At 51.5% G+C, this 20,777-nt stretch carries 18 protein-coding genes; 1 reads left to right on the top strand and 17 read right to left on the bottom strand.

Annotated elements, in window-relative coordinates:
* Window positions 1-4 precede the first annotated feature (4 nt).
* The 5 genes from pstA to glmU all read right to left on the bottom strand — a co-directional run bounded on the left by pstA (window position 5) and on the right by glmU (window position 6,868).
* The gene (gene pstA, locus FN082_RS11875; RefSeq protein ID WP_139538493.1) at window positions 5-895 is read right to left on the bottom strand and encodes a phosphate ABC transporter permease PstA; all 891 of its coding nucleotides are present in this window, start codon (window positions 893-895) and stop codon (window positions 5-7) included.
* A complete protein-coding gene (gene pstC, locus FN082_RS11870; protein ID WP_112215603.1) occupies window positions 895-1,854 on the bottom strand; it encodes a phosphate ABC transporter permease PstC in 960 nt (319 codons plus the stop codon). Before pstC ends, pstA begins: the two co-directional genes overlap by 1 nt.
* A gap of 127 nt (window positions 1,855-1,981) precedes the next feature.
* Window positions 1,982-3,022 carry a phosphate ABC transporter substrate-binding protein PstS gene (gene pstS / locus FN082_RS11865; protein ID WP_142464235.1) on the bottom strand — a complete coding sequence of 347 codons (1,041 nt, stop codon included), beginning with the start codon at window positions 3,020-3,022 and terminating at the stop codon, window positions 1,982-1,984.
* Window positions 3,023-3,363: 341 nt separating this feature from the next.
* Window positions 3,364-5,193, bottom strand: coding sequence for a glutamine--fructose-6-phosphate transaminase (isomerizing) (gene glmS, locus FN082_RS11855; protein ID WP_142464237.1), 1,830 nt, complete (start codon window positions 5,191-5,193; stop codon window positions 3,364-3,366).
* Window positions 5,194-5,497: 304 nt separating this feature from the next.
* On the bottom strand, window positions 5,498-6,868 hold the full coding sequence (glmU, locus tag FN082_RS11850; RefSeq protein WP_142981613.1) for a bifunctional UDP-N-acetylglucosamine diphosphorylase/glucosamine-1-phosphate N-acetyltransferase GlmU: 1,371 nt from the start codon (window positions 6,866-6,868) through the stop codon (window positions 5,498-5,500).
* Between the two features lie 345 nt (window positions 6,869-7,213).
* On the opposite strand from glmU, the gene FN082_RS11845 reads away from it, so the two are divergent.
* On the top strand, window positions 7,214-9,385 hold the full coding sequence (locus FN082_RS11845) for a right-handed parallel beta-helix repeat-containing protein (protein ID WP_142981612.1): 2,172 nt from the start codon (window positions 7,214-7,216) through the stop codon (window positions 9,383-9,385).
* A 401-nt stretch (window positions 9,386-9,786) separates the two neighbouring features.
* On the opposite strand, the gene FN082_RS11840 is transcribed toward FN082_RS11845, so the two are convergent.
* The 12 genes from FN082_RS11840 to mioC all read right to left on the bottom strand — a co-directional run bounded on the left by FN082_RS11840 (window position 9,787) and on the right by mioC (window position 20,736).
* Window positions 9,787-10,206: a F0F1 ATP synthase subunit epsilon gene (locus FN082_RS11840; RefSeq protein ID WP_142981611.1), complete on the bottom strand. Its 420-nt coding sequence runs from the start codon at window positions 10,204-10,206 to the stop codon at window positions 9,787-9,789.
* Window positions 10,207-10,226: 20 nt separating this feature from the next.
* The gene (gene atpD, locus FN082_RS11835; protein ID WP_004107276.1) at window positions 10,227-11,609 is read right to left on the bottom strand and encodes a F0F1 ATP synthase subunit beta; all 1,383 of its coding nucleotides are present in this window, start codon (window positions 11,607-11,609) and stop codon (window positions 10,227-10,229) included.
* A 26-nt stretch (window positions 11,610-11,635) separates the two neighbouring features.
* Window positions 11,636-12,499: a F0F1 ATP synthase subunit gamma gene (atpG, locus tag FN082_RS11830; protein ID WP_139538499.1), complete on the bottom strand. Its 864-nt coding sequence runs from the start codon at window positions 12,497-12,499 to the stop codon at window positions 11,636-11,638.
* A 50-nt stretch (window positions 12,500-12,549) separates the two neighbouring features.
* Entirely contained in the window at window positions 12,550-14,091 is a 1,542-nt protein-coding gene (atpA, locus tag FN082_RS11825) for a F0F1 ATP synthase subunit alpha (RefSeq protein ID WP_139538500.1), read from the bottom strand.
* 12 nt (window positions 14,092-14,103) lie between these two features.
* Window positions 14,104-14,637: a F0F1 ATP synthase subunit delta gene (gene atpH / locus FN082_RS11820; protein WP_112215595.1), complete on the bottom strand. Its 534-nt coding sequence runs from the start codon at window positions 14,635-14,637 to the stop codon at window positions 14,104-14,106.
* Window positions 14,638-14,651: 14 nt separating this feature from the next.
* On the bottom strand, window positions 14,652-15,122 hold the full coding sequence (gene atpF / locus FN082_RS11815; protein ID WP_004107293.1) for a F0F1 ATP synthase subunit B: 471 nt from the start codon (window positions 15,120-15,122) through the stop codon (window positions 14,652-14,654).
* Between the two features lie 56 nt (window positions 15,123-15,178).
* The gene (atpE, locus tag FN082_RS11810; RefSeq protein WP_000429386.1) at window positions 15,179-15,418 is read right to left on the bottom strand and encodes a F0F1 ATP synthase subunit C; all 240 of its coding nucleotides are present in this window, start codon (window positions 15,416-15,418) and stop codon (window positions 15,179-15,181) included.
* 47 nt (window positions 15,419-15,465) lie between these two features.
* Window positions 15,466-16,281 (bottom strand): F0F1 ATP synthase subunit A, encoded by an 816-nt coding sequence (atpB, locus tag FN082_RS11805; protein WP_112215594.1) that lies wholly within the window; start codon window positions 16,279-16,281, stop codon window positions 15,466-15,468.
* Window positions 16,282-16,289: 8 nt separating this feature from the next.
* On the bottom strand, window positions 16,290-16,670 hold the full coding sequence (gene atpI / locus FN082_RS11800; RefSeq protein WP_112215593.1) for a F0F1 ATP synthase subunit I: 381 nt from the start codon (window positions 16,668-16,670) through the stop codon (window positions 16,290-16,292).
* 616 nt (window positions 16,671-17,286) lie between these two features.
* The gene (gene rsmG / locus FN082_RS11795; RefSeq protein WP_139538501.1) at window positions 17,287-17,910 is read right to left on the bottom strand and encodes a 16S rRNA (guanine(527)-N(7))-methyltransferase RsmG; all 624 of its coding nucleotides are present in this window, start codon (window positions 17,908-17,910) and stop codon (window positions 17,287-17,289) included.
* A 113-nt stretch (window positions 17,911-18,023) separates the two neighbouring features.
* Window positions 18,024-19,913, bottom strand: coding sequence for a tRNA uridine-5-carboxymethylaminomethyl(34) synthesis enzyme MnmG (gene mnmG, locus FN082_RS11790; protein ID WP_142981610.1), 1,890 nt, complete (start codon window positions 19,911-19,913; stop codon window positions 18,024-18,026).
* 382 nt (window positions 19,914-20,295) lie between these two features.
* Window positions 20,296-20,736, bottom strand: coding sequence for an FMN-binding protein MioC (gene mioC / locus FN082_RS11785; RefSeq protein WP_139538503.1), 441 nt, complete (start codon window positions 20,734-20,736; stop codon window positions 20,296-20,298).
* Window positions 20,737-20,777 lie beyond the last annotated feature (41 nt).

Below are 20,777 nucleotides of genomic sequence, written 5' to 3'. Positions count from 1 at the left end.
AAAATTAACCGTGTTTATTCTTCGCGAAAATAACGCGCGCCAGAATGTTCAGCAGCAATACGCACAGGGTGATAATCAATACCCCGGCCCATGCCAGTTGCTGCCACTCCGCAAACGGACTCATGGCAAATTTGAAAATGGTCACCGGCAGGTTAGCGATCGGCTGCATCATATCGGTGCTCCAGAACTGGTTGGAGAGCGCAGTAAACAGCAGCGGTGCCGTTTCCCCGGCGATACGGGCGATGGCCAGCAGGATACCGGTCATAATGCCGGATACCGATGCTTTCAGGGTGATAGCGGAAATCATGCGCCACTTCGGCGTCCCCAGCGCATAAGCCGCTTCACGCAGACTGTCAGGCACCAGCTTCAGCATGTTTTCCGTGGTACGAATAACGATAGGCACCTGCAGCAGCGCCAGCGCAATCACGCCTGCCCAGCCGGAGAAGTGCTGCATCTGTGCCACCACGATGGTGTAGACAAACAGACCGACAACAATCGAAGGTGCAGAAAGCAGGATATCGTTAATAAAGCGAATAATTTCAGCCAGCCAGGATTTACGGCCATATTCCGCCAGATAAATCCCCGCCATAATGCCCAGCGGCGTACCGATAACCGTCGACCACAGGATTAACAGGCCGCTGCCCGCCAGGGCATTCGCCAGACCGCCACCCGCCGTATTCGGCGGCGGCGTCATTTCAGTAAACAGCGCCAGGCTCATGCCGTCGATACCGCGAGTAACGGTGGACATCAGGATCCAGATAAGCCAGAACAGACCAAATGCCATCGTCGCCATCGATAACGTCAGGGCGAGACGGTTTTTCATGCGGCGTTTTGCTTGCATTTTACGGCGAGATTCCGCCAGTTCAGCAGTAGTTTGCAATTCAATCGTCGCCATTAGCGAGCCCCCTCATTCTTAGCCAGGCGCATAATCATGAACTTCGAGGCAGCCAGAACAATAAAGGTGATCACAAACAGAATCAGGCCCAGCTCCATTAATGCGGCAACGTGCAGACCGGTTTCCGCTTCGGCAAATTCATTCGCCAGCGCGGAGGTGATACTGTTGCCCGGCATAAACAGCGAGGCGCTATCGAGCTGGTAGGTGTTGCCGATAATAAAGGTCACCGCCATGGTTTCCCCCAGCGCACGTCCCAGACCGAGCATCACCCCGCCGATAACGCCGTTTTTGGTAAAGGGCAGAACGATACGCCAGATAACTTCCCACGTCGTACAGCCGATACCGTAAGCGGACTCTTTCATCATCACCGGCGTCTGTTCAAAAACGTCACGCATAACGGCAGCGATATAAGGAATGATCATGATAGCCAGAATGACGCCAGCCGCCAGAATGCCGATACCAAACGCCGGGCCCGCAAAGAGCGCGCCAACGAACGGAATGGTCGACAGGACGTTGCCAACCGGCTCCTGGAAGTAAGTCGCAAATAGCGGGGCGAAAATAAACAGGCCCCACATGCCGTAAACGATACTGGGGATCGCCGCCAGAAGTTCAATGGCAATACCCAGCGGGCGCTTCAGCCAGGCTGGCGACAGTTCCGTCAGAAACAGTGCGATACCGAAACTCACCGGTACGGCGATCAGCAGCGCGATAAATGAAGTTACCAGCGTCCCGTAAATAGGTACGAGGGCACCGAAAATCTGGTTCGGCGCATCCCACTCTTTGGTCCACAGGAAGGCAAAGCCAAATTTCTCAATGCTTGGCCAGGAAGAGATGATAAGGGAGACGATGATGCCGCCAAGCATCAATAGCACAATCAGCGCCGCCAGTTTTACCAGCACGCTGAAAATTATGTCACCCTTTTTCCCCGGAGGGTTGAATGCCGGCTTGGTTGCAGCCATAGGTTACTCTTTACGTATTAATGCTTATTCGAATAAATGCCCGGTGGCGAATCGCTCCCGGGCCTACAGTTTCAACCGTAGGGCGGGTAACGTGAACGCACCCGCCATCTTCGTCAAAAATATCGTGTTAGTACAGCGCTTTACCGCTGCTGTCTTTCACGTTGGTCTTCCATGCTGCGCGAATCTGCTCAACAACGCTTTCCGGCAGAGTCGCGTAGTCCAGTGCATTAGCTTCTTTACCGCCGTTTTTATACGCCCAGTCGAAGAACTTCAGCACTTCAGCGGTCTGCTCTGGCTTGCTAGAAGCCTTGTGAACCAGGATGAAGGTGGTTGAGGTGATTGGCCATGCGTTGTCGCCTTTCTGGTTAGTCAGATCCTGTGCGAAGGATTTGCTCCAGTCGATTTCTTTCGCGGCGTTAGCAAAGTTATCTTCAGTCGGGCTAACCGGCTTGCCGTCAGCGGACAGCAGCTTGGTGTAAGCCAGGTTATTCTGTTTAGCGTAGGCATACTCAACGTAGCCGATAGAGCCAGGCAGACGCTGAACGAAAGCGGCGATGCCGTCGTTGCCCTTGCCGCCCAGACCGGTCGGCCAGTTTACGGTAGAACCTGCGCCAATTTTAGATTTCCACTCTTCGTTCACTTTCGCCAGGTAGCTGGTGAAAACGAAGGAAGTACCGGAACCATCAGCGCGACGAACCACCGCGATATTCTGAGAAGGCAGCTTCATACCAGGGTTGAGCTTAGCAATCGCGGCGTCATCCCATTTTTTGATTTTACCCAGGTAGATATCACCCAGCGTTTTACCGTCGAGCACCAGCTCACCGGATTTCACGCCCGGCAGGTTAATCGCCAGCACCACGCCGCCGATAACGGTCGGGAACTGGAACAGGCCTTCCTGAGCCAGTTTGTCATCAGCCAGAGGAGCATCAGAAGCACCGAAGTCTACGGTGTTAGCGGTAATTTGTTTTACGCCACCAGAGGAGCCGATACCCTGGTAGTTTACTTTGTTACCAGTCTCTTTCTGATAGGTATCAGCCCATTTGGCATACACCGGCGCAGGAAAAGTTGCACCTGCGCCAGTCAGGCTTGCTGCTGCAAAAGCAGAGAAAGCGCTCATCGATAAGGTCGCGGCGACAACTGTTGCGACGGTGGTACGCATAACGTTCATAATGTCTCCTGCTGGATTCGTAAACCATTGTTTCGAAGCTATGGTGAGCAAAATAGGACAAACAGGTGACAGTAAAATGTACGAATTATTACAGTTTTATGACACACAAAAAGATGTGAATTCCAGATAAATAAATACGATATAAATCATTATGTTATTTAAGATAATGATGAAAAGCTTGCCGGAAAATTTTATTTTTATGACAGTAAAAATCGGAGTTAAAGATGACAGTCTGTCATAAAACTGGTGGAATGCATTCATTAGCCAACAGTTTAAAAAACGTTCCATCAGAAAAGAAAAAGGGCCGCCAGACGGCAGCCCTGTTGATGATGTAGAAATCGTTATTCCACGGTAACCGATTTCGCCAGGTTACGCGGCTGGTCGACGTCAGTCCCTTTAATCAGTGCGACGTGATACGCCAGCAGCTGCAGCGGTACGGTGTAGAAGATAGGCGCAATAACCTCTTCAACATGCGGCATCTCAATGATGTGCATATTGTCGCTGCTGTTAAAACCAGCATCACCATCGGCGAAGACGTATAGCTGGCCACCGCGGGCGCGAACCTCTTCAATGTTGGATTTCAGTTTTTCCAGCAGCTCGTTGTTCGGCGCAACCACGATAACCGGCATATCCGCATCAATCAGCGCCAGCGGGCCATGCTTCAGCTCACCAGCAGCATAGGCTTCAGCATGAATGTAGGAGATCTCTTTTAGCTTCAGCGCCCCTTCCAGAGCGATGGGATACTGATCGCCACGGCCCAGGAACAGCGCGTGGTGTTTGTCCGAGAAATTCTCAGCCAGCGCTTCAATGCGTTTATCCTGGGAGAGAACCTGTTCAATGCGGCTCGGCAACGCCTGCAGACCATGCACGATATCATGTTCGATAGCGGCATCCTGACCTTTCAGACGAGCCAGTTTCGCCACCAGCATCAGCAGAACTGTCAGCTGCGTAGTGAACGCTTTGGTCGAGGCGACGCCGATTTCCGTTCCAGCATTGGTCATCATCGCCAGATCGGACTCACGCACCAGAGATGAACCAGGCACGTTACAAATCGCCAGCGAACCCAGATAACCCAGCGCTTTCGACAGGCGCAGACCAGCCAGCGTATCCGCCGTCTCACCAGACTGAGAGAGGGTGATCATCAGACTGTTGCGACGCACGGCCGATTTGCGATAGCGGAACTCTGAGGCAATTTCAACATCGCACGGCACGCCGGCCAGTGACTCAAACCAGTAGCGGGAAACCATACCTGAGTTATAGGAGGTTCCGCAGGCGATAATTTGAATATGCTCAACCTGAGACAGCAGCTCGTTGGCATTCGGGCCCAGCTCACTCAGATCAACCTCACCATGGCTAATACGCCCGGAAAGGGTGTTTTTGATAGCATTCGGCTGCTCGTAAATCTCTTTCTGCATATAGTGACGATAGATACCCTTATCGCCAGCATCGTATTGCAGATTGGATTCAATATCCGGACGCTGCACTTCTGCACCCGATTTATCAAAAATAGAAACCGAGCGGCGGGTCACTTCCGCGATATCACCCTCTTCAAGGAAGATAAAACGGCGGGTAACCGGCAGTAGCGCCAGCTGATCGGAGGCAATGAAGTTTTCACCCATACCCAGGCCAATCACCAACGGGCTTCCTGAACGAGCGGCCAGCAGCGTACCCGGATCGCGGGTATCCATGATCACGGTACCGTAAGCGCCTCGCAGTTGCGGGATGGTACGCAGAACGGCATCACGTAGGGTGCCGCCCTGTTCCAGTTCCCAGTGCACCAGGTGAGCAATAACTTCGGTGTCCGTCTCGGAGACAAAAACGTAGCCCCGGGACTGCAACAGCTCGCGCAGCGGCTCATGGTTTTCGATGATCCCGTTATGCACCACCACAATATGGTCAGAAACATGCGGATGCGCGTTACCTTCAGATGGCTCACCGTGCGTCGCCCAGCGGGTATGGGCAATGCCGGTACCGCCGTGTAAAGGATGTTCTTCTACCGCCTGAGCCAGTATCTGTACTTTCCCGAGGCGACGAACGCGGTTCATATGACCTTCGTTGTCAACGACCGCCAGACCAGCGGAGTCATAACCGCGGTATTCCAGACGACGTAAACCTTCAAGAAGGATTTCAGCAATATCACGCTGCGCGACTGCGCCAACAATTCCACACATAGTTTTTAATTCCGATTTTGGCATTAAGCCTGTCGTTGTCGGTCAACCTGTTTAGCCTTCGTCTTTCACACTGTTTCTGCGTTGGCTGCACTTGCTCACTACGGTCACTTACTTCAGTAAGCTCCCGTAGACTCTCAAGTTTGCCGCCTTGCTACAGTGTGAAATCTTTTGGCTAATGCCCTGGTCGGGCGCCCCGAGCCTTGTAGAGAGTGGGGTTATTTTTATGGTTACTGCCGTGGGGGGAGGATTATATTATCCCCTCACCCCGCTCCTTCTCCCCAATAAGGGCGAAAGAGAAATAGCGTTACTTTTTCTTCACCGGACGCTGCCAGCCCTGTTTATGGACCTGCGGCACGCGGCTTAAAACGAGTTCGTTATCGGCAACATTACGCGTTACCGTTGTTCCTGCGGCAATGGTCACGCCTTTGCCTACGGTTACCGGAGCGACCAGTTGGCTATCAGAGCCAACGAACACGTCATCGCCAATCACCGTTTTGTGCTTATTTGCGCCATCATAGTTACAGGTGATGGTGCCCGCACCGATATTAACGTTGTCGCCAATCTCAGCATCGCCAAGGTAGGACAAATGGCCGGCCTTAGAGCCTTTACCCAGACGCGCCTTTTTAATTTCGACAAAGTTGCCGACATGCGCACCTTCCAGAAGCTCAGCGCCCGGACGTAAACGCGCGAACGGCCCGATGGTGCAAGCGGCTTCCAGATGAGCATCCTCCACCACCGTATAGGGACTGATCTCGCAGTCATCACCAATGACGCTGTTCTTGATAACGCAGCCGGTACCAATCGTCACCCGATTGCCCAGCACCACGTTACCCTCGAGGATAACGTTAGTATCAATTTCGACATCGCGCCCGTGTTTCAGCACACCGCGTAAGTCAAAACGCGCCGGATCGCGCAGCATGACGCCCGCCAGCAGCAGCTTTTCTGCCTGTTCGGCCTGCCAGACGCGCTCGAGACGAGATAACTGCAGGCGGTTATTCACGCCTTCCACTTCACTTAACCGCTGAGGATGAACAGCCGCAATTTCACGACCTTCTTCGTAGGCCATGGCGATAATATCGGTGATGTAGTATTCACCCTGGACGTTGTTATTGGTCAGCTTAGCCAGCCAGCGTTTCAGATCCGCACCGTTAGCGACCAGGATCCCGGTATTAATTTCCTTAATCTGGCGCTGCTCTTCGCTGGCATCTTTGTGCTCAACAATCCCCGTCACCGCGCCGTTATCACGCGTAATGCGACCATAGCCGGTCGGATCGTCGAGCTTAACCGTCAACAGACCGATACCGCCCTGCGGTTTCGCTTCTCGCAGCCGTTTTAATGTTTCAACGGAAATCAACGGTACGTCGCCGTACAGCATCAGGATATCTTCATCGTCGCTGAAGAACGGCGCCGCCTGCTGCATGGCATGACCGGTACCAAGCTGTTCGGCCTGTAAGACCCAGTTAAGATTATCTTCATGCAGCGTCTGGCGGAGCAGATCGCCGCCGTGCCCGTAAACCAGATGCACGGCAGATGCACCTAAATCTTTAGCTACATCAATGACATGCTGCACCATTGGCTTTCCAGCCAGCGAATGCAGCACTTTGGGAAGATCGGAATACATGCGGGTACCTTTGCCTGCGGCAAGAATAACCACGCTCATCGGACTGTTTGACATACGCATCCTGACTGCTGTTGGAACGAAAAGTAAAATCCTTTCACGTTGAAATATCTACATATTTTTCATCATGAAACGAGACGAAGATAAAACGCACAGGCTTTACGCTATACACCATTTTAGGGCGCTATTTTTAGCCAGCGCAAACCCGTTTAGTGCAAAAAAATCATTTTAGCTAGCAGTTATACCGGCTATCTCTCTGCTTTTACTGTTTTTTTGACACCTGAATAAAGAAAAACAACAAAATAAAACGCGGTTTTAATATTCATTAATTGTGACGCAATAAATAGAAACATCATTTCATTTTCCTGATAATGCCGCTTAATAATTACCCAGGAGAAAAGAATGAATAACAAAATACCTTTGACATTAACCCTTTGCAGTTCGATGATCGCGCTACCGCTACAGGCCAACGAAGGCCATCAGTGGCGGGCAATCTCCTTTGGGCAATCCACAGACAGCAACTTTTCCTCTAACGTTCTGCCGGAAAAGATTGGCGTCAATGATGTCACCATCGCGGGCAAAAAGCTGACGCCGCAAGACGCCGCCGATCTTAGTCAGCCCATTACTATCGAAAGCCGCGGCGGTAAAATTGCCAACTCCCATGACGGGTTGACCTTCTTTTATACCGAACTACCGACTAACCAGAATTTTATCCTGCAGGCAACGGTGACCGTCAATCAGTTTGGCCCGGAAAATGGTGCTCGTCCGGCAGCGCAGGAAGGCGCAGGGCTGCTGGTCCGCGATGTAATAGGCAATGCGCGTCAACAGCCGCTCAAGGTCGGCTACGAAGAGTTTCCTGCGGCATCCAATATGCTGATGAACGCCATTATGACGCAGGATAAAAAAGATCACTCGCATATCAAGCTGCAGGCTATCAGCCGGGAAGGGATTACCCAGCCATGGGGTAACGCGGGCGCATCGATACAGCGCCAGAGCTACAAAGAGAAAATCGATTTACAGCAAACCCCAACTTTTCAGCTCAAGCTGGAGCGCACCAATGACGGATTTATTACCTCATGGGCAGCAACAGGCAGCAATGATTGGGTTAGTCAGCAGGTTCCTCACGCTGACCTGATCGCTCAGCAGGATAAGGAACATTACTACGTTGGTTTTTTTGCTTCTCGTAACGCTAAAATCACCGTCAGCAACGCCTCGCTCACCACGTCAGCGGCAAATACTGTCCCTTCTGCGCCGTACATCGCTAAAAGCTGGCCGCCGGTCATGCAAATTGCCTCGGGAACAAAAAGCCAGGACGAAACGTACATCCTACAGGCGCGTACCAATAGTGACGGGCGCATCACCATTCGCCAGAATGAAGAGGTGATCGGGCAGGATAAAACCGTGAAAGCCGGTGAGATGTTTACCCAGCCTGCCGTTCTGAAAGATAAAAGCACGTTCGAAGTTACCTTTACGCCGACCACCAGCGCAAAAACGCTGACCCAGATGCTGACAGTGGAACAGAGTGCCAATATCACAGGCAATACGCTCTATGCTGCACCTGAGGGGCAAACGCAGACCAAAGGCACGGCAGAGTCGCCGTTGGATTTAGCCTCCGCCGTCGAGCTCGTACCTGCTGGCGGGGAAATTATATTAGCCGCCGGAGACTACCCGCAAATCGTCATCCCTCTGAGCGCCAGCGGTCTGAAAGACAAAACCAAGACCCTGAAAGCCGCCGGTAAAGCGGTAATACACGGGCTACTGCTGGATGCCAGCTACTGGCATATCGATGGAGTAGAGATTACGGATAAGAGCCTGCGCATACAGGGTAGCCATAATCTGATTGAGAACGTTACCGCTTATCATAACGATGATACCGGCATTCAAATTTCCTCCCCGGCGGATGTTGGGCGCTCGCTGTGGGCCAGCTATAACCGGGTCGTGAATTCAGAATCCTATAGTAATGAAGATCCGGGCAAAATTAACGCCGATGGTTTCGCGGTGAAAATGCGCGTAGGGGAGGGTAACCGTCTGGAAGGCTGCTATTCGCACGATAATATCGATGACGGATTCGACCTGTTCAATAAGATTGAAGATGGCGCTAACGGCGTTGTGGTGATCGAGAATTCAATTGCCCGCAATAATACCAGCAACGGTTTCAAGCTTGGTGGAGAAGGGCAGCCGGTAGCCCATGAGGTGCGTAACAGTATCGCCATCGGTAACCACCTGGACGGTTTCACCGATAACTTCAATCCCGGTAAGCTGCTGGTGGTAAACAACGTAGCGGTAGATAACCAGCGCTTTAACTATATCTTCCGTCCAAGCCCGTACGGTGCGCCGGAAACGCAGGGTTCTTTCAGCGATAACCTTTCGCTACGCAGCCAGCCGGGGAAATATGACGATGCCGTTGTCGGGAATATTGATGATAGCAACTACTTTATCCACGGCGGCAGAAGCATCAACGCTCAGGGGAAAAACATTAACAGCGCCGACTACCAGAGTCTTGCCCTACCGGACCCTCTGATGCGTAATGCCGATGGGAGCTTTGAGACCGGTAATTTCCTCAGCCGCAACTAGAAAACACAAAGGTCGCCACAGGGCGACCTTTTCACTTTCTGTCTGCTTCACACCGCATGTGTTGTCGTTTTAGTTAGCGGTACAGCGCAAAAGCAGTCTGGAGAGTTTGATTCTTAGTTGTTGAAAGTACCGAAGGTAACGTTCATAGCACTGAAGAAAGCGACGATTTTATTAAGCAGTTTCATGATGATTTCCTGGATAGCGATTACGTTTTTGATGAATTATTTTTGTGACTCACATCACAAAAACAAGTCTACGCTTCATTTTTTAATCGATCAACAAAAATGAGATATTCATCACAAAATTTTTAAACTACCTTTTTAGTTTTGATATTTCTGAAACGAAGCCATAAAAAAAGCCAGCCTGGAAACCAGACTGGCTTTTTAACTTTCAAGCCGGTGTTACATCGCTTTTTTGGTCAACTCGATAACGCGCAGTTTAGCGATCGCTTTGGCCAGTTCCGCAGACGCCTGAGCGTAATCCACGTCACCATGAGAGCTCTTAATGTGCTCTTCAGCCTTACGTTTCGCTTCCAGAGCTCGCGCTTCGTCGAGATCCTGGCCACGAATTGCCGTATCAGCCAGAACGGTCGTACTGCCCGGCTGCACTTCGAGAATGCCGCCTGACAGGTAGATAAAATCTTCGTGACCGTGCTGCTTAACGATGCGAATCATACCAGGCTTAATGGCGGTGAGCAGCGGCGCGTGCCCCGGGTAAATACCCAGTTCACCTTCACTACCCGTTACCTGGATTTTCTCGACCAGACCAGAGAACATTTGTTTCTCTGCGCTGACGACGTCCAGGTGGTAAGTCATTGCCATATCACCCTCCGATTAAGGCGTTAAAGTTTTTTGGCTTTTTCCACGGCTTCGTCGATAGAACCGACCATGTAGAACGCCTGCTCCGGCAGGTGATCGTATTCGCCTTCCATGATGCCTTTAAAGCCACGGATGGTGTCTTTCAGGGAGACGTATTTACCCGGAGAACCGGTAAATACTTCCGCCACGAAGAACGGCTGGGACAGGAAGCGCTGAATCTTACGCGCGCGAGCTACCACCAGTTTATCTTCTTCAGACAGTTCATCCATACCCAGGATGGCGATGATGTCTTTCAGTTCCTGATAACGCTGCAGGATGGACTGAACGCCACGCGCGGTGTCGTAGTGCTCCTGACCAACAACCAGCGGATCCAGCTGACGGCTGGTAGAGTCCAGCGGGTCAACTGCCGGGTAGATACCCAGAGATGCGATCTGACGGCTCAGTACCACGGTTGCATCTAAGTGAGCAAAGGTGGTTGCTGGAGACGGGTCAGTCAAGTCATCCGCAGGTACGTATACTGCCTGTACGGAAGTGATAGAACCGGTTTTGGTGGAAGTGATACGTTCCTGCAGAACGCCCATCTCTTCCGCCAGAGTCGGCTGGTAACCTACCGCTGAAGGCATACGGCCCAGCAGTGCGGATACTTCAGTACCGGCCAGGGTGTAACGATAGATGTTGTCAACGAACAGCAGTACGTCACGACCTTCGTCACGGAACTTCTCAGCCATGGTCAGACCGGTCAGCGCAACGCGCAGACGGTTTCCCGGCGGCTCGTTCATCTGGCCATACACCAGGGATACTTTGTCGATAACGTTGGAGTCGGTCATTTCGTGGTAGAAGTCGTTACCCTCACGAGTACGTTCACCTACGCCCGCAAACACGGAGTAACCGGAGTGCTCGATCGCGATGTTACGGATCAGCTCCATCATGTTTACGGTTTTACCTACACCCGCACCACCGAACAGACCCACTTTACCGCCCTTAGCAAACGGACACATCAGGTCGATAACTTTGATGCCGGTTTCCAGCAGTTCCTGAGAGTTTGATAACTCTTCGTAGGAAGGTGCTGCGCGGTGGATAGCCCAACGCTCTTCTTCGCCGATGTCGCCTTTCATGTCTACCGGTTGGCCCAGTACGTTCATGATACGACCCAGCGTTGCTTTACCTACCGGGACTTCGATCGGGTGCTCAAGGTCTTTGACTTCCAGACCACGACGCAGACCGTCGGAAGAACCCATGGCGATGGTACGAACAATACCGCCACCGAGCTGCTGCTGAACTTCCAGCACCAGATTCTCACTACCATTTTGTACCTCAAGAGCCTCGTACACGCGCGGTACGGCATCCTGAGGGAATTCGACGTCGACCACGGCGCCGATTACCTGGACAATTTTTCCAGTAGCCATCTTGAATCCTCTACGAATTAACCTGGTTATACCGCGGATGCTCCACCGACGATCTCGGTGAGTTCCTGAGTAATGCTGGCCTGACGAGCTTTGTTGTATACCAACTGCAGCTCTTTAATCAGGCTGCCGCCATTGTCGGTCGCGGCTTTCATCGCCACCATACGTGCGGCCTGCTCGCTGGCCAGGTTTTCTACCACGCCCTGATAAACCTGAGATTCCACATAACGACGCAGCAGGGTATCCAGCAGCGCTTTCGGATCGGGTTCATACAGGTAATCCCAGGATTTACGCTTCAAGTCATCATCTTCTGACGCCGGTAGCGGCAGCAGCTGAGTGATGGTTGGAACCTGAGACATGGTGTTAATAAATTTGTTGCTGACAATATACAGCTTGTCCAGACGGCCTTCATCGTAGGCCTGCAACATCACTTTTACCGGACCGATCAGTTCGGACAGGGATGGGTTATCACCCATACCGGTCACCTGGGCGACAACATTGCCGCTAACGGAATTAAAGAACGACACGCCCTTAGAGCCGATCATTGCGAGTTCGCACTGAACGCCTTTATCGGACCATGCTTTCATTTCCGCCAGCAGCTTTTTGAACAGGTTAATGTTCAAGCCACCACACAGACCACGGTCGGTAGACACCACCAGGTAGCCCACGCGTTTAACGTCGCGTTCTTCCAGGTAAGGGTGCTTATATTCCAGATTACCGTTCGCAAGGTGACCAATCACTTTGCGCATGGTATCTGCATAAGGACGGCTGGCCGCCATGCGCTCCTGCGATTTACGCATTTTGGAAGCGGCGACCATTTCCATCGCTTTAGTGATCTTTTGCGTGTTCTGGACGCTTGCGATCTTACTACGTATCTCTTTTGCGCCGGCCATGAGCTTCTCCTCAATGCCTTGCGGCCTGCCCTAAAGCAAGCCGCCAGACTTTACCAGGATTGGGTTGCTTTGAAGGAATCGAGGATGCCTTTCAGCTTGCCTTCGATTTCGTCGTTATAGCCACCGGACTGGTTGATCTCTTGCATCAACGGAGCGTGATCACGGTCGACATAAGCCAGCAGAGCAGCTTCGAAGCTACCGATTTTCGCCAGCTCTACATCCGCCAGATAACCACGTTCTGCGGCGAACAGAACCAGAGACTGCTGCGCAACGGACATCGGCGCATACTGTTTCTGTTTCAGCAGTTCAGTCACTTTCTGACCATGGTCCAGCTGCTTACGGGTTGCATCGTCAAGGTCAGAGGCAAACTGGGAGAACGCCGCCAGTTCGCGATACTGCGCCAGCGCGGTACGAATACCACCGGACAGTTTCTTCATGATCTTGGTCTGGGCTGCACCACCAACACGGGATACGGAGATACCTGGGTTAACCGCAGGACGAATACCGGAGTTGAACAGGTTGGTTTCCAGGAAGATCTGACCATCGGTAATGGAAATTACGTTGGTCGGAACGAACGCAGAAACGTCACCCGCCTGGGTTTCGATAATCGGCAGCGCAGTCAGAGAACCGGTTTTACCTTTCACTTCACCTTTGGTGAAAGCTTCAACGTATTCGACGTTAACACGTGCAGCACGCTCCAGCAGACGAGAGTGGAGGTAGAATACGTCGCCCGGGAATGCTTCACGTCCAGGCGGACGGCGGAGCAGCAGGGAGATCTGACGGTAAGCAACGGCCTGTTTAGACAGGTCATCATAAATGATCAGCGCATCTTCGCCGCGGTCGCGGAAGTATTCACCCATTGCGCAACCGGCATACGGTGCCAGATATTGCAGCGCAGCAGATTCAGATGCGGTTGCAACCACAACAATGGTGTTCGCGAGCGCGCCGTGTTCTTCCAGTTTGCGTACCACGTTAGAAATAGTGGACGCTTTCTGGCCGATGGCCACATAGACGCACTTGATGCCGGAATCACGCTGGTTGATGATGGCGTCGATGGCCAGAGCGGTTTTACCGGTCTGACGGTCGCCGATGATCAGTTCACGCTGGCCACGACCGATTGGGATCATGGCATCAACGGATTTATAACCGGTCTGTACAGGCTGATCGACGGACTGACGTTCGATTACGCCCGGAGCGATAGCTTCAACGGCGGAGAAGCCGTCGTGCTCCAGCGGACCTTTACCATCAATCGGTGCACCCAGGGTGTTAACCACACGGCCCAGCAGGCCACGGCCAACCGGTACTTCAAGGATACGGCCAGTACATTTGACCTTCATGCCTTCGGCGAGGTCAGCGTACGGACCCATCACAACTGCACCTACGGAGTCGCGCTCCAGGTTCAGTGCGATTGCGTAACGGTTACCCGGCAGAGCGATCATCTCACCCTGCATACAGTCGGCAAGACCGTGAATACGGATAACACCGTCACTAACAGAAACGATAGTACCTTCGTTATGAGCCTCGCTCACAACATTGAACTGAGCAATGCGCTGCTTGATCAGTTCGCTGATTTCGGTGGAATTCAGTTGCATGCTCCAGTCCCCTTAAGACTGCAAGACGTCTGCAAGGCGCTCAAGACGGCCGCGTACGCTGCCATCAATGACCATATCACCCGAACGGATGATTACGCCTGCCATTACAGACTTATCGATTTTGCAATTCAGCTTAACTTTGCGTGACAGACGTTTTTCCATCGCGCTGGCGATTTTCGCAAGCTGTTCTTCACTCATTTTATTGGCAGAAATAACTTCTACCTCTGCGGTTGCCTCACTGGCAGCGCGCAGGTGAATGAACTGCTCAAGAACATCAGGGAGCGCTTTCAGACGACCATTTTCAGCCATTACCCGAATCAGGTTTTGACCATTTTCGTCCAGTTGCTCACCACAAACCGCGATAAACGCATCAGAGAGCGTTTCCGGTGCAAGTGCACCAGAGAGTAGCTCTGCCATTTGTTCGTTTTTAGTCACTTCAGCGACAAACGCCAGCATATCCTGCCAGCGTTCAACACTGTTGTGTTCGACGGCAAAGTCAAAAGCTGCTTTGGCGTAGGGGCGAGCTACCGTTACAAATTCAGACATCAGCCCCTCCCTCCTTACAGTTCAGCGACAAGTTTATCCACGATGTCGCTGTTAGCAGCTTCATCCACGGAACGTTCGATGATCTTCTCGGCGCCAGCAACAGCCAGGATAGCGACCTGCTTACGCAGCTCCTCACGAGCACGTTTACGTTCGGCATCGATTTCAGCCTGCGCCTGTGCGACGATTTTGGTGCGTTCCTGTTCTGCTTCAGCTTTTGCTTCGTCCAGGATCTGAGAGCGACGCTTGTTCGCTTGCTCAATGATTACCTGGGCTTCCGCTTTCGCTTTTTTCAGCTGGTCGGTCGCGTTGGCCTGTGCAAGGTCCAAATCTTTCTTAGCGCGTTCTGCAGAAGCTAAACCGTCAGAAATTTCTTTCTGGCGCTTTTCGATGGCAGCCATTAACGGCGGCCATACATACTTCATGCAGAACCATACGAAGATAACAAACGCGATGGCCTGGCCGAGGATTGTTGCGTTCATGTTCACAGCACAATACCTCTTAAAAAATTACTCTGTGGCTTAGGTTTCTTTCGAACAACTTACTACGCGACGGCGAACATCACGTACAGACCCAGACCTACAGCGATCATCGGGATAGCATCCACCAGACCCATAACGATAAAGAACTGAGTACGCAGCAGAGGAATCAGATCCGGTTGACGCGCTGCGCCTTCCAGGAATTTACCCCCGAGGATGCCGATACCGATCGCAGCACCGATTGCCGCCAGACCCATCATCACAGCGGCAGCCATGTACAGCAGATCCATATTCAGGTTTTCCATGACAGTCTCCAGTTTGTTTCAGTTAAAACGTAGTATGTTGGTAAAAATCAATGCTCTTCAGATGCCATCGATAGATAGACGATCGTCAGAACCATGAAGATGAAGGCTTGCAGCGTAATAATCAGGATGTGGAAAATGGCCCACGGCACATTCAGAATCCACTGTGACCACCACGGCAACAGACCAGCAATCAGAATGAAAATCAGCTCACCGGCATACATGTTGCCGAACAGTCGCAGACCCAGAGATACTGGTTTAGACAGCAGGCTTACCCCTTCAAGGATTAAGTTGACAGGAATGAACGCCCAGTGATTGAACGGCTGCAGGGTCAGCTCTTTAACGAACCCGCCTACGCCTTTCATTTTGATGCTGTAGAAAAGAATCAGGATAAACACGCCAAGCGCCATCGACAGGGTGATGTTTACGTCAGCAGACGGAACCACACGCAGTGCAGGCAGGCCGAAAATGTGTTCACCGATGTATGGCAACAGGTCGATTGGCAGCAGGTCCATCAGGTTCATCAGGAATACCCAAACGAACACGGTGAGGGCCAGCGGAGCAATAACCTTGCTCTTGCCATGATACATATCTTTAACGCTGCCATGGACGAAGCCGATGATCATCTCGATAAAGGTCTGGAATTTCCCTGGTACGCCGCTGGTTGCCTTTTTGGCTACGCTGCGGAACATCAGCAGGAACAACAGACCGAGCACCACCGAGAAGAACATGGAGTCAATGTTGAGCGTCCAGAAGGTGGCCGGGGGGTTATGCGGATCCACCAGCGAGAAAGTACGCAGGTCCAGCTGAAGGTTGTTCAGATGGTGTCCTATGTATTCCTGCGGCGTCATATTTTCTGAAGCCATGATGCCTTTTACCCTTTGTTGTTAATTACAGCTGGCGCCAGAATTTGTACCACCAGCACCAAAACCCACGTCACTATCAGCGGCAAAAACACCACTTTGAAAACCGCCAGCGCCACCGCCAGAAGGGCGAAGGTCAGCAACACCTTAAAAGCTTCACCGAAGGCGAAGGTCCAGGCCACTCGGCCTTTAGCTGGTGTATGCGCCTGATGACGCCAGGCAAAAATCATAAATATCATGTTTGGCAAAATAACCGCCAAACCTCCGCTAACGGCGGAGATGCCCCAGAAAGGGTCTTTGAGGCTGAACAGCAGTCCACTTGCTATTACTGCCAGTAACTGAATAAACAGAAGCTTACGAGCAACGTTTCGACTCAAGAGCGACACTGACATCACGTTTTTACTCCTGCTCCCTTCGAGGTATGTCGCGTGTCGTATAAAACGTCCTTTAAGACGAAGAGTCAAGCATCAAAAAGCGGACAAATTATACGGTGACGCCCCGTGATTTCAAACAATAAGTAGCAAAATAGTGAATAAATGTTTAATTATTTTCCGACAGACAACTTTTCATGCATTTCACCGATCTGTGAGCAGTCATGCAAAACTGCAAATAACGCGAAAACACGGCAATTAAAGCGTGCATCAGATCACATAATAGACATTTTTAGTGAAATCGAATTAATTCTGTACATAAAACTTAAAAATTTATCCGTTTGATATTCAACATAAAAAGTGGGCATTCTTTCTAAAACAATCCCACATACAATAAAAACCTTTTATTGACATTCATAATAAATATTTAACATCAGTATGAAGCGTAAGCAGCACGATTTTTAGCGTCCTGATATTTTCAATGTTGACTATTCTGCCGGTAAAGTAACAAGGCAAAGTTAACAGAAAGAAAAACCATAGTGAAATCATGGTTAAAGATAGTCCAGTAATAACCTGCCGTGACTTTTATTTTTGTAACATGCACGGCCCATCTTTTTTTCACATTTTTTGATAAAAATTAAATCATTTTTGGCTGAATCACCACCAGGTGACGCTCCCCTTCCAACTGAGGAACATGCAGTTCAAAAACGTCATTAATGACGTACCCTTCCGGTAGATTTGCCATTTCCTCTTCCTGCGCTAAACCTTTGAGCGCATAGAAGTGTCCGTTTTCTGCGGGTAAATGATGGCACCAGCTCACCATGTCATTCAGAGACGCAAATGCGCGGCTAATCACGCCATCAAACGGCGGCTCTGCCGGAAACTCCTCCACACGACTTTGTACCGGGGTGATGTTCTCCAGTTTTAGCTCATGCTGGACCTGTCGGAGGAAGCGCACACGTTTGCCAAGGCTGTCCAGTAAGGTGAAATGGGATTCAGGACGTACGATAGCCAGCGGGATCCCCGGCAGCCCTGGTCCAGTACCCACGTCGATAAAACGTGTTCCTTCAAGATATGGCGCAACAATAATACTATCGAGAACGTGGCGTACCAGCATCTCGCCTGGATCGCGAACCGAGGTCAGGTTATAGGCCTTATTCCACTTATCCAGCATGCCCACATAGGCAACCAGCTGGTTTTTCTGGTGATCGGTAAGTGAAATACCCGCTTCATCAAGCAGACGAGAAAGTTTGTTGAGCACGTTTGGTACCTGTTTAAAAACAATGAGCCCGGAGGCGATGCGCTTACCGGGCTGAGATATTAACCAGGCGGATATCTGATGCGCTATCCGCCAAATGTATCGTTCAGGGAAATTCAGGCGCTACGGCGCAGCATTCCCTGTTTTTTCAACCACACCAGCAAAATTGAGATTGCCGCAGGCGTAATACCAGAAATACGCGATGCCTGCCCTATCGAAGACGGCTTATGGTCGTTTAACTTGGCAATCACCTCATTCGACAATCCGTTTACCTGGCGGTAATCAAGAGTGGCAGGCAGTAAAGTGTTCTCATTGCGCTGCTGTTTTTCGATCTCATCCTGCTGGCGTGCGATGTAACCTTCGTATTTTACCTGAATTTCCACTTGTTCAGCCGCTTGTTTGTCCTCAAGACCTGGCGAGAAAGGCGACAGCTGCACCAGCTGTTCATAGGTCATTTCCGGACGACGGAGCAAATCTTCACCGTTGGCTTCACGCGACAAAGGTGCAGTCAGCTGAGCGTTAACTTCCGCAGCGCTTTCCGCCAGCGGATTAACCCAGCTGGATTTGAGGCGCTGACGTTCACGTTCAATGCTTTCCAGCTTCTCGTTGAAACGCGTCCAGCGTTCGTCATCCACCAGACCCAGTTCACGGCCTTGTTCAGTCAGCCGCAGATCGGCGTTATCTTCACGCAGCATCAGGCGATATTCCGCACGTGAGGTAAACATGCGATACGGCTCTTTGGTACCGAGTGTGCACAGATCGTCCACCAGAACGCCAAGATACGCTTGAGAGCGACCCGGCGCCCACCCCTCTTTCTCGGCAGAGAAACGCGCCGCATTCAGCCCTGCAAGCAGGCCCTGTGCGGCAGCTTCTTCGTAACCGGTAGTGCCGTTAATCTGGCCTGCGAAGAATAAACCATGAATAAATTTGCTTTCCAGCGTCGGTTTCAGGTCACGCGGGTCAAAGAAATCGTACTCAATAGCGTAGCCAGGGCGAACGATTTTTGCATTTTCCATCCCCTGCATTGAGCGGACGATTTGCATCTGGACATCAAACGGCAGGCTGGTAGAAATGCCGTTTGGGTAAATTTCATTGGATGTCAGACCTTCCGGCTCCAGAAAAATCTGGTGCTGGTTACGATCGGCAAAGCGCATCACCTTGTCTTCGATCGACGGGCAATAACGCGGGCCGATACCTTCAATCACACCGGCGTACATCGGGCTGCGATCGAGGTTATTGCGGATCACGTCATGGGTTTTCTCGTTGGTATGCGTGACATAGCACGGTACCTGGCGCGGATGCTGGGAAGCATCGCCCATAAACGAGAAGACCGGCATCGGATTATCGCCGTGCTGCTGAGCCAGAACGCCGAAGTCGATAGTTCTCGCATCAATGCGTGGCGGAGTACCGGTTTTCAGGCGGCTGACGCGTAGCGGCAGTTCACGCAAACGCCGGGACAAGGGGATCGATGGAGGATCGCCAGCACGGCCGCCGCTGTAGTTATCCAGACCGATATGGATCTTGCCGTCGAGGAACGTCCCGACAGTCAGCACAACCGCTTTGGCACGGAATTTCAGCCCCATTTGGGTAACTGCGCCGACAACGCGATCGTTTTCAACAATCAGATCCTCAACAGCCTGTTGGAAGATCATCAGGTTCGGCTGGTTTTCCAGCGCGGTGCGTACAGCCTGGCGATAGAGCACACGGTCTGCCTGAGCGCGGGTAGCCCGAACTGCCGGGCCTTTGCTCGCGTTTAGTATCCTAAACTGGATACCGGCATGGTCAATTGCCTTCGCCATCAGGCCGCCAAGCGCATCCACTTCTTTTACCAGGTGTCCTTTCCCAATGCCGCCAATCGCCGGGTTGCAGCTCATCTGCCCCAGGGTGTCGATATTGTGTGTCAAAAGCAGAGTCTGTTGACCCATTCGCGCTGCGGCCATCGCGGCCTCAGTGCCTGCATGACCCCCGCCAATGATGATGACGTCAAAAGGATCCTGATAAAACATGGTGGTATGCCTCGCGTAAAGCGGTTTGAAAATGGATTGAAGCCCGGGCCGTGGATTCTACTCAACTTTCGCCTTCCGAGAAAGCGTCCGGGATCCTGAGTATTAAAAAGAAGATCTTTTATTTAGAGATCTGTTTTATTGTGATCTCTTATTAGGATCGGCTTGCCTTGTGGATAAGTCAGATCCGCAATTTAAGATCAAGTGCTTAATAAGGATCACTAACTGTGAATGATCGGTGATCCTGGTCCGTATAAGCTGGGATCAAAATGAAGGGTTATGCACAGCACAAAAATCAGTCAACGGTTATTCTTTGGATAACTACCGGTTGATCCAAGCTTTTAAGCATAGTTATCCACAGAAGAAAGTATGATCTTTACAATTCTCAGAGCAGATTTTTCCAGGATCCCAGCCAAATCTCGGCCGGATCTTCAGGAATTTCATGCTCGAGGACGTTAATTTTTAGCGTTTCGCCAATCTGTTTTGCTCCGCAGGCTTTAAGTGCCGTCTCGAGCTTATCAATCGCGCCGCAGAAGGTATCGTATTCACGGCTGCCTATGCCGACTGCGCCAAAATGGACCGCAGAAAGATCGACCTGCTTCTCCTGAAGCGCTTCATAGAAGGGCAGCAGATTGTCGGGAATATCGCCTGCACCATGAGTAGAGGAGATAACCAACCAGATCCCTTGCGCTTGCAGATCTTCAATCAGCGGACCGTGCTGGATAGTGGCGCTGTGACCAGCCTCTTCCAGCTTTTCCGCCAGATGTTCTGATACATATTCCGCGCTGCCCAGAGTGCTGCCGCTGATAAGAGTTATGTCTGCCATGATCGCCCGCCCAACTATTCAGAGTGGCGTATTGTACGCTG

It is taken from the genome of Klebsiella spallanzanii, assembly GCF_902158555.1.
In the GTDB taxonomy this organism is placed as follows: domain Bacteria; phylum Pseudomonadota; class Gammaproteobacteria; order Enterobacterales; family Enterobacteriaceae; genus Klebsiella; species Klebsiella spallanzanii.
The sequence above is the reverse complement of the archived record's forward strand: the minus strand, read 5'-3'. Positions and strand labels throughout refer to the sequence as shown.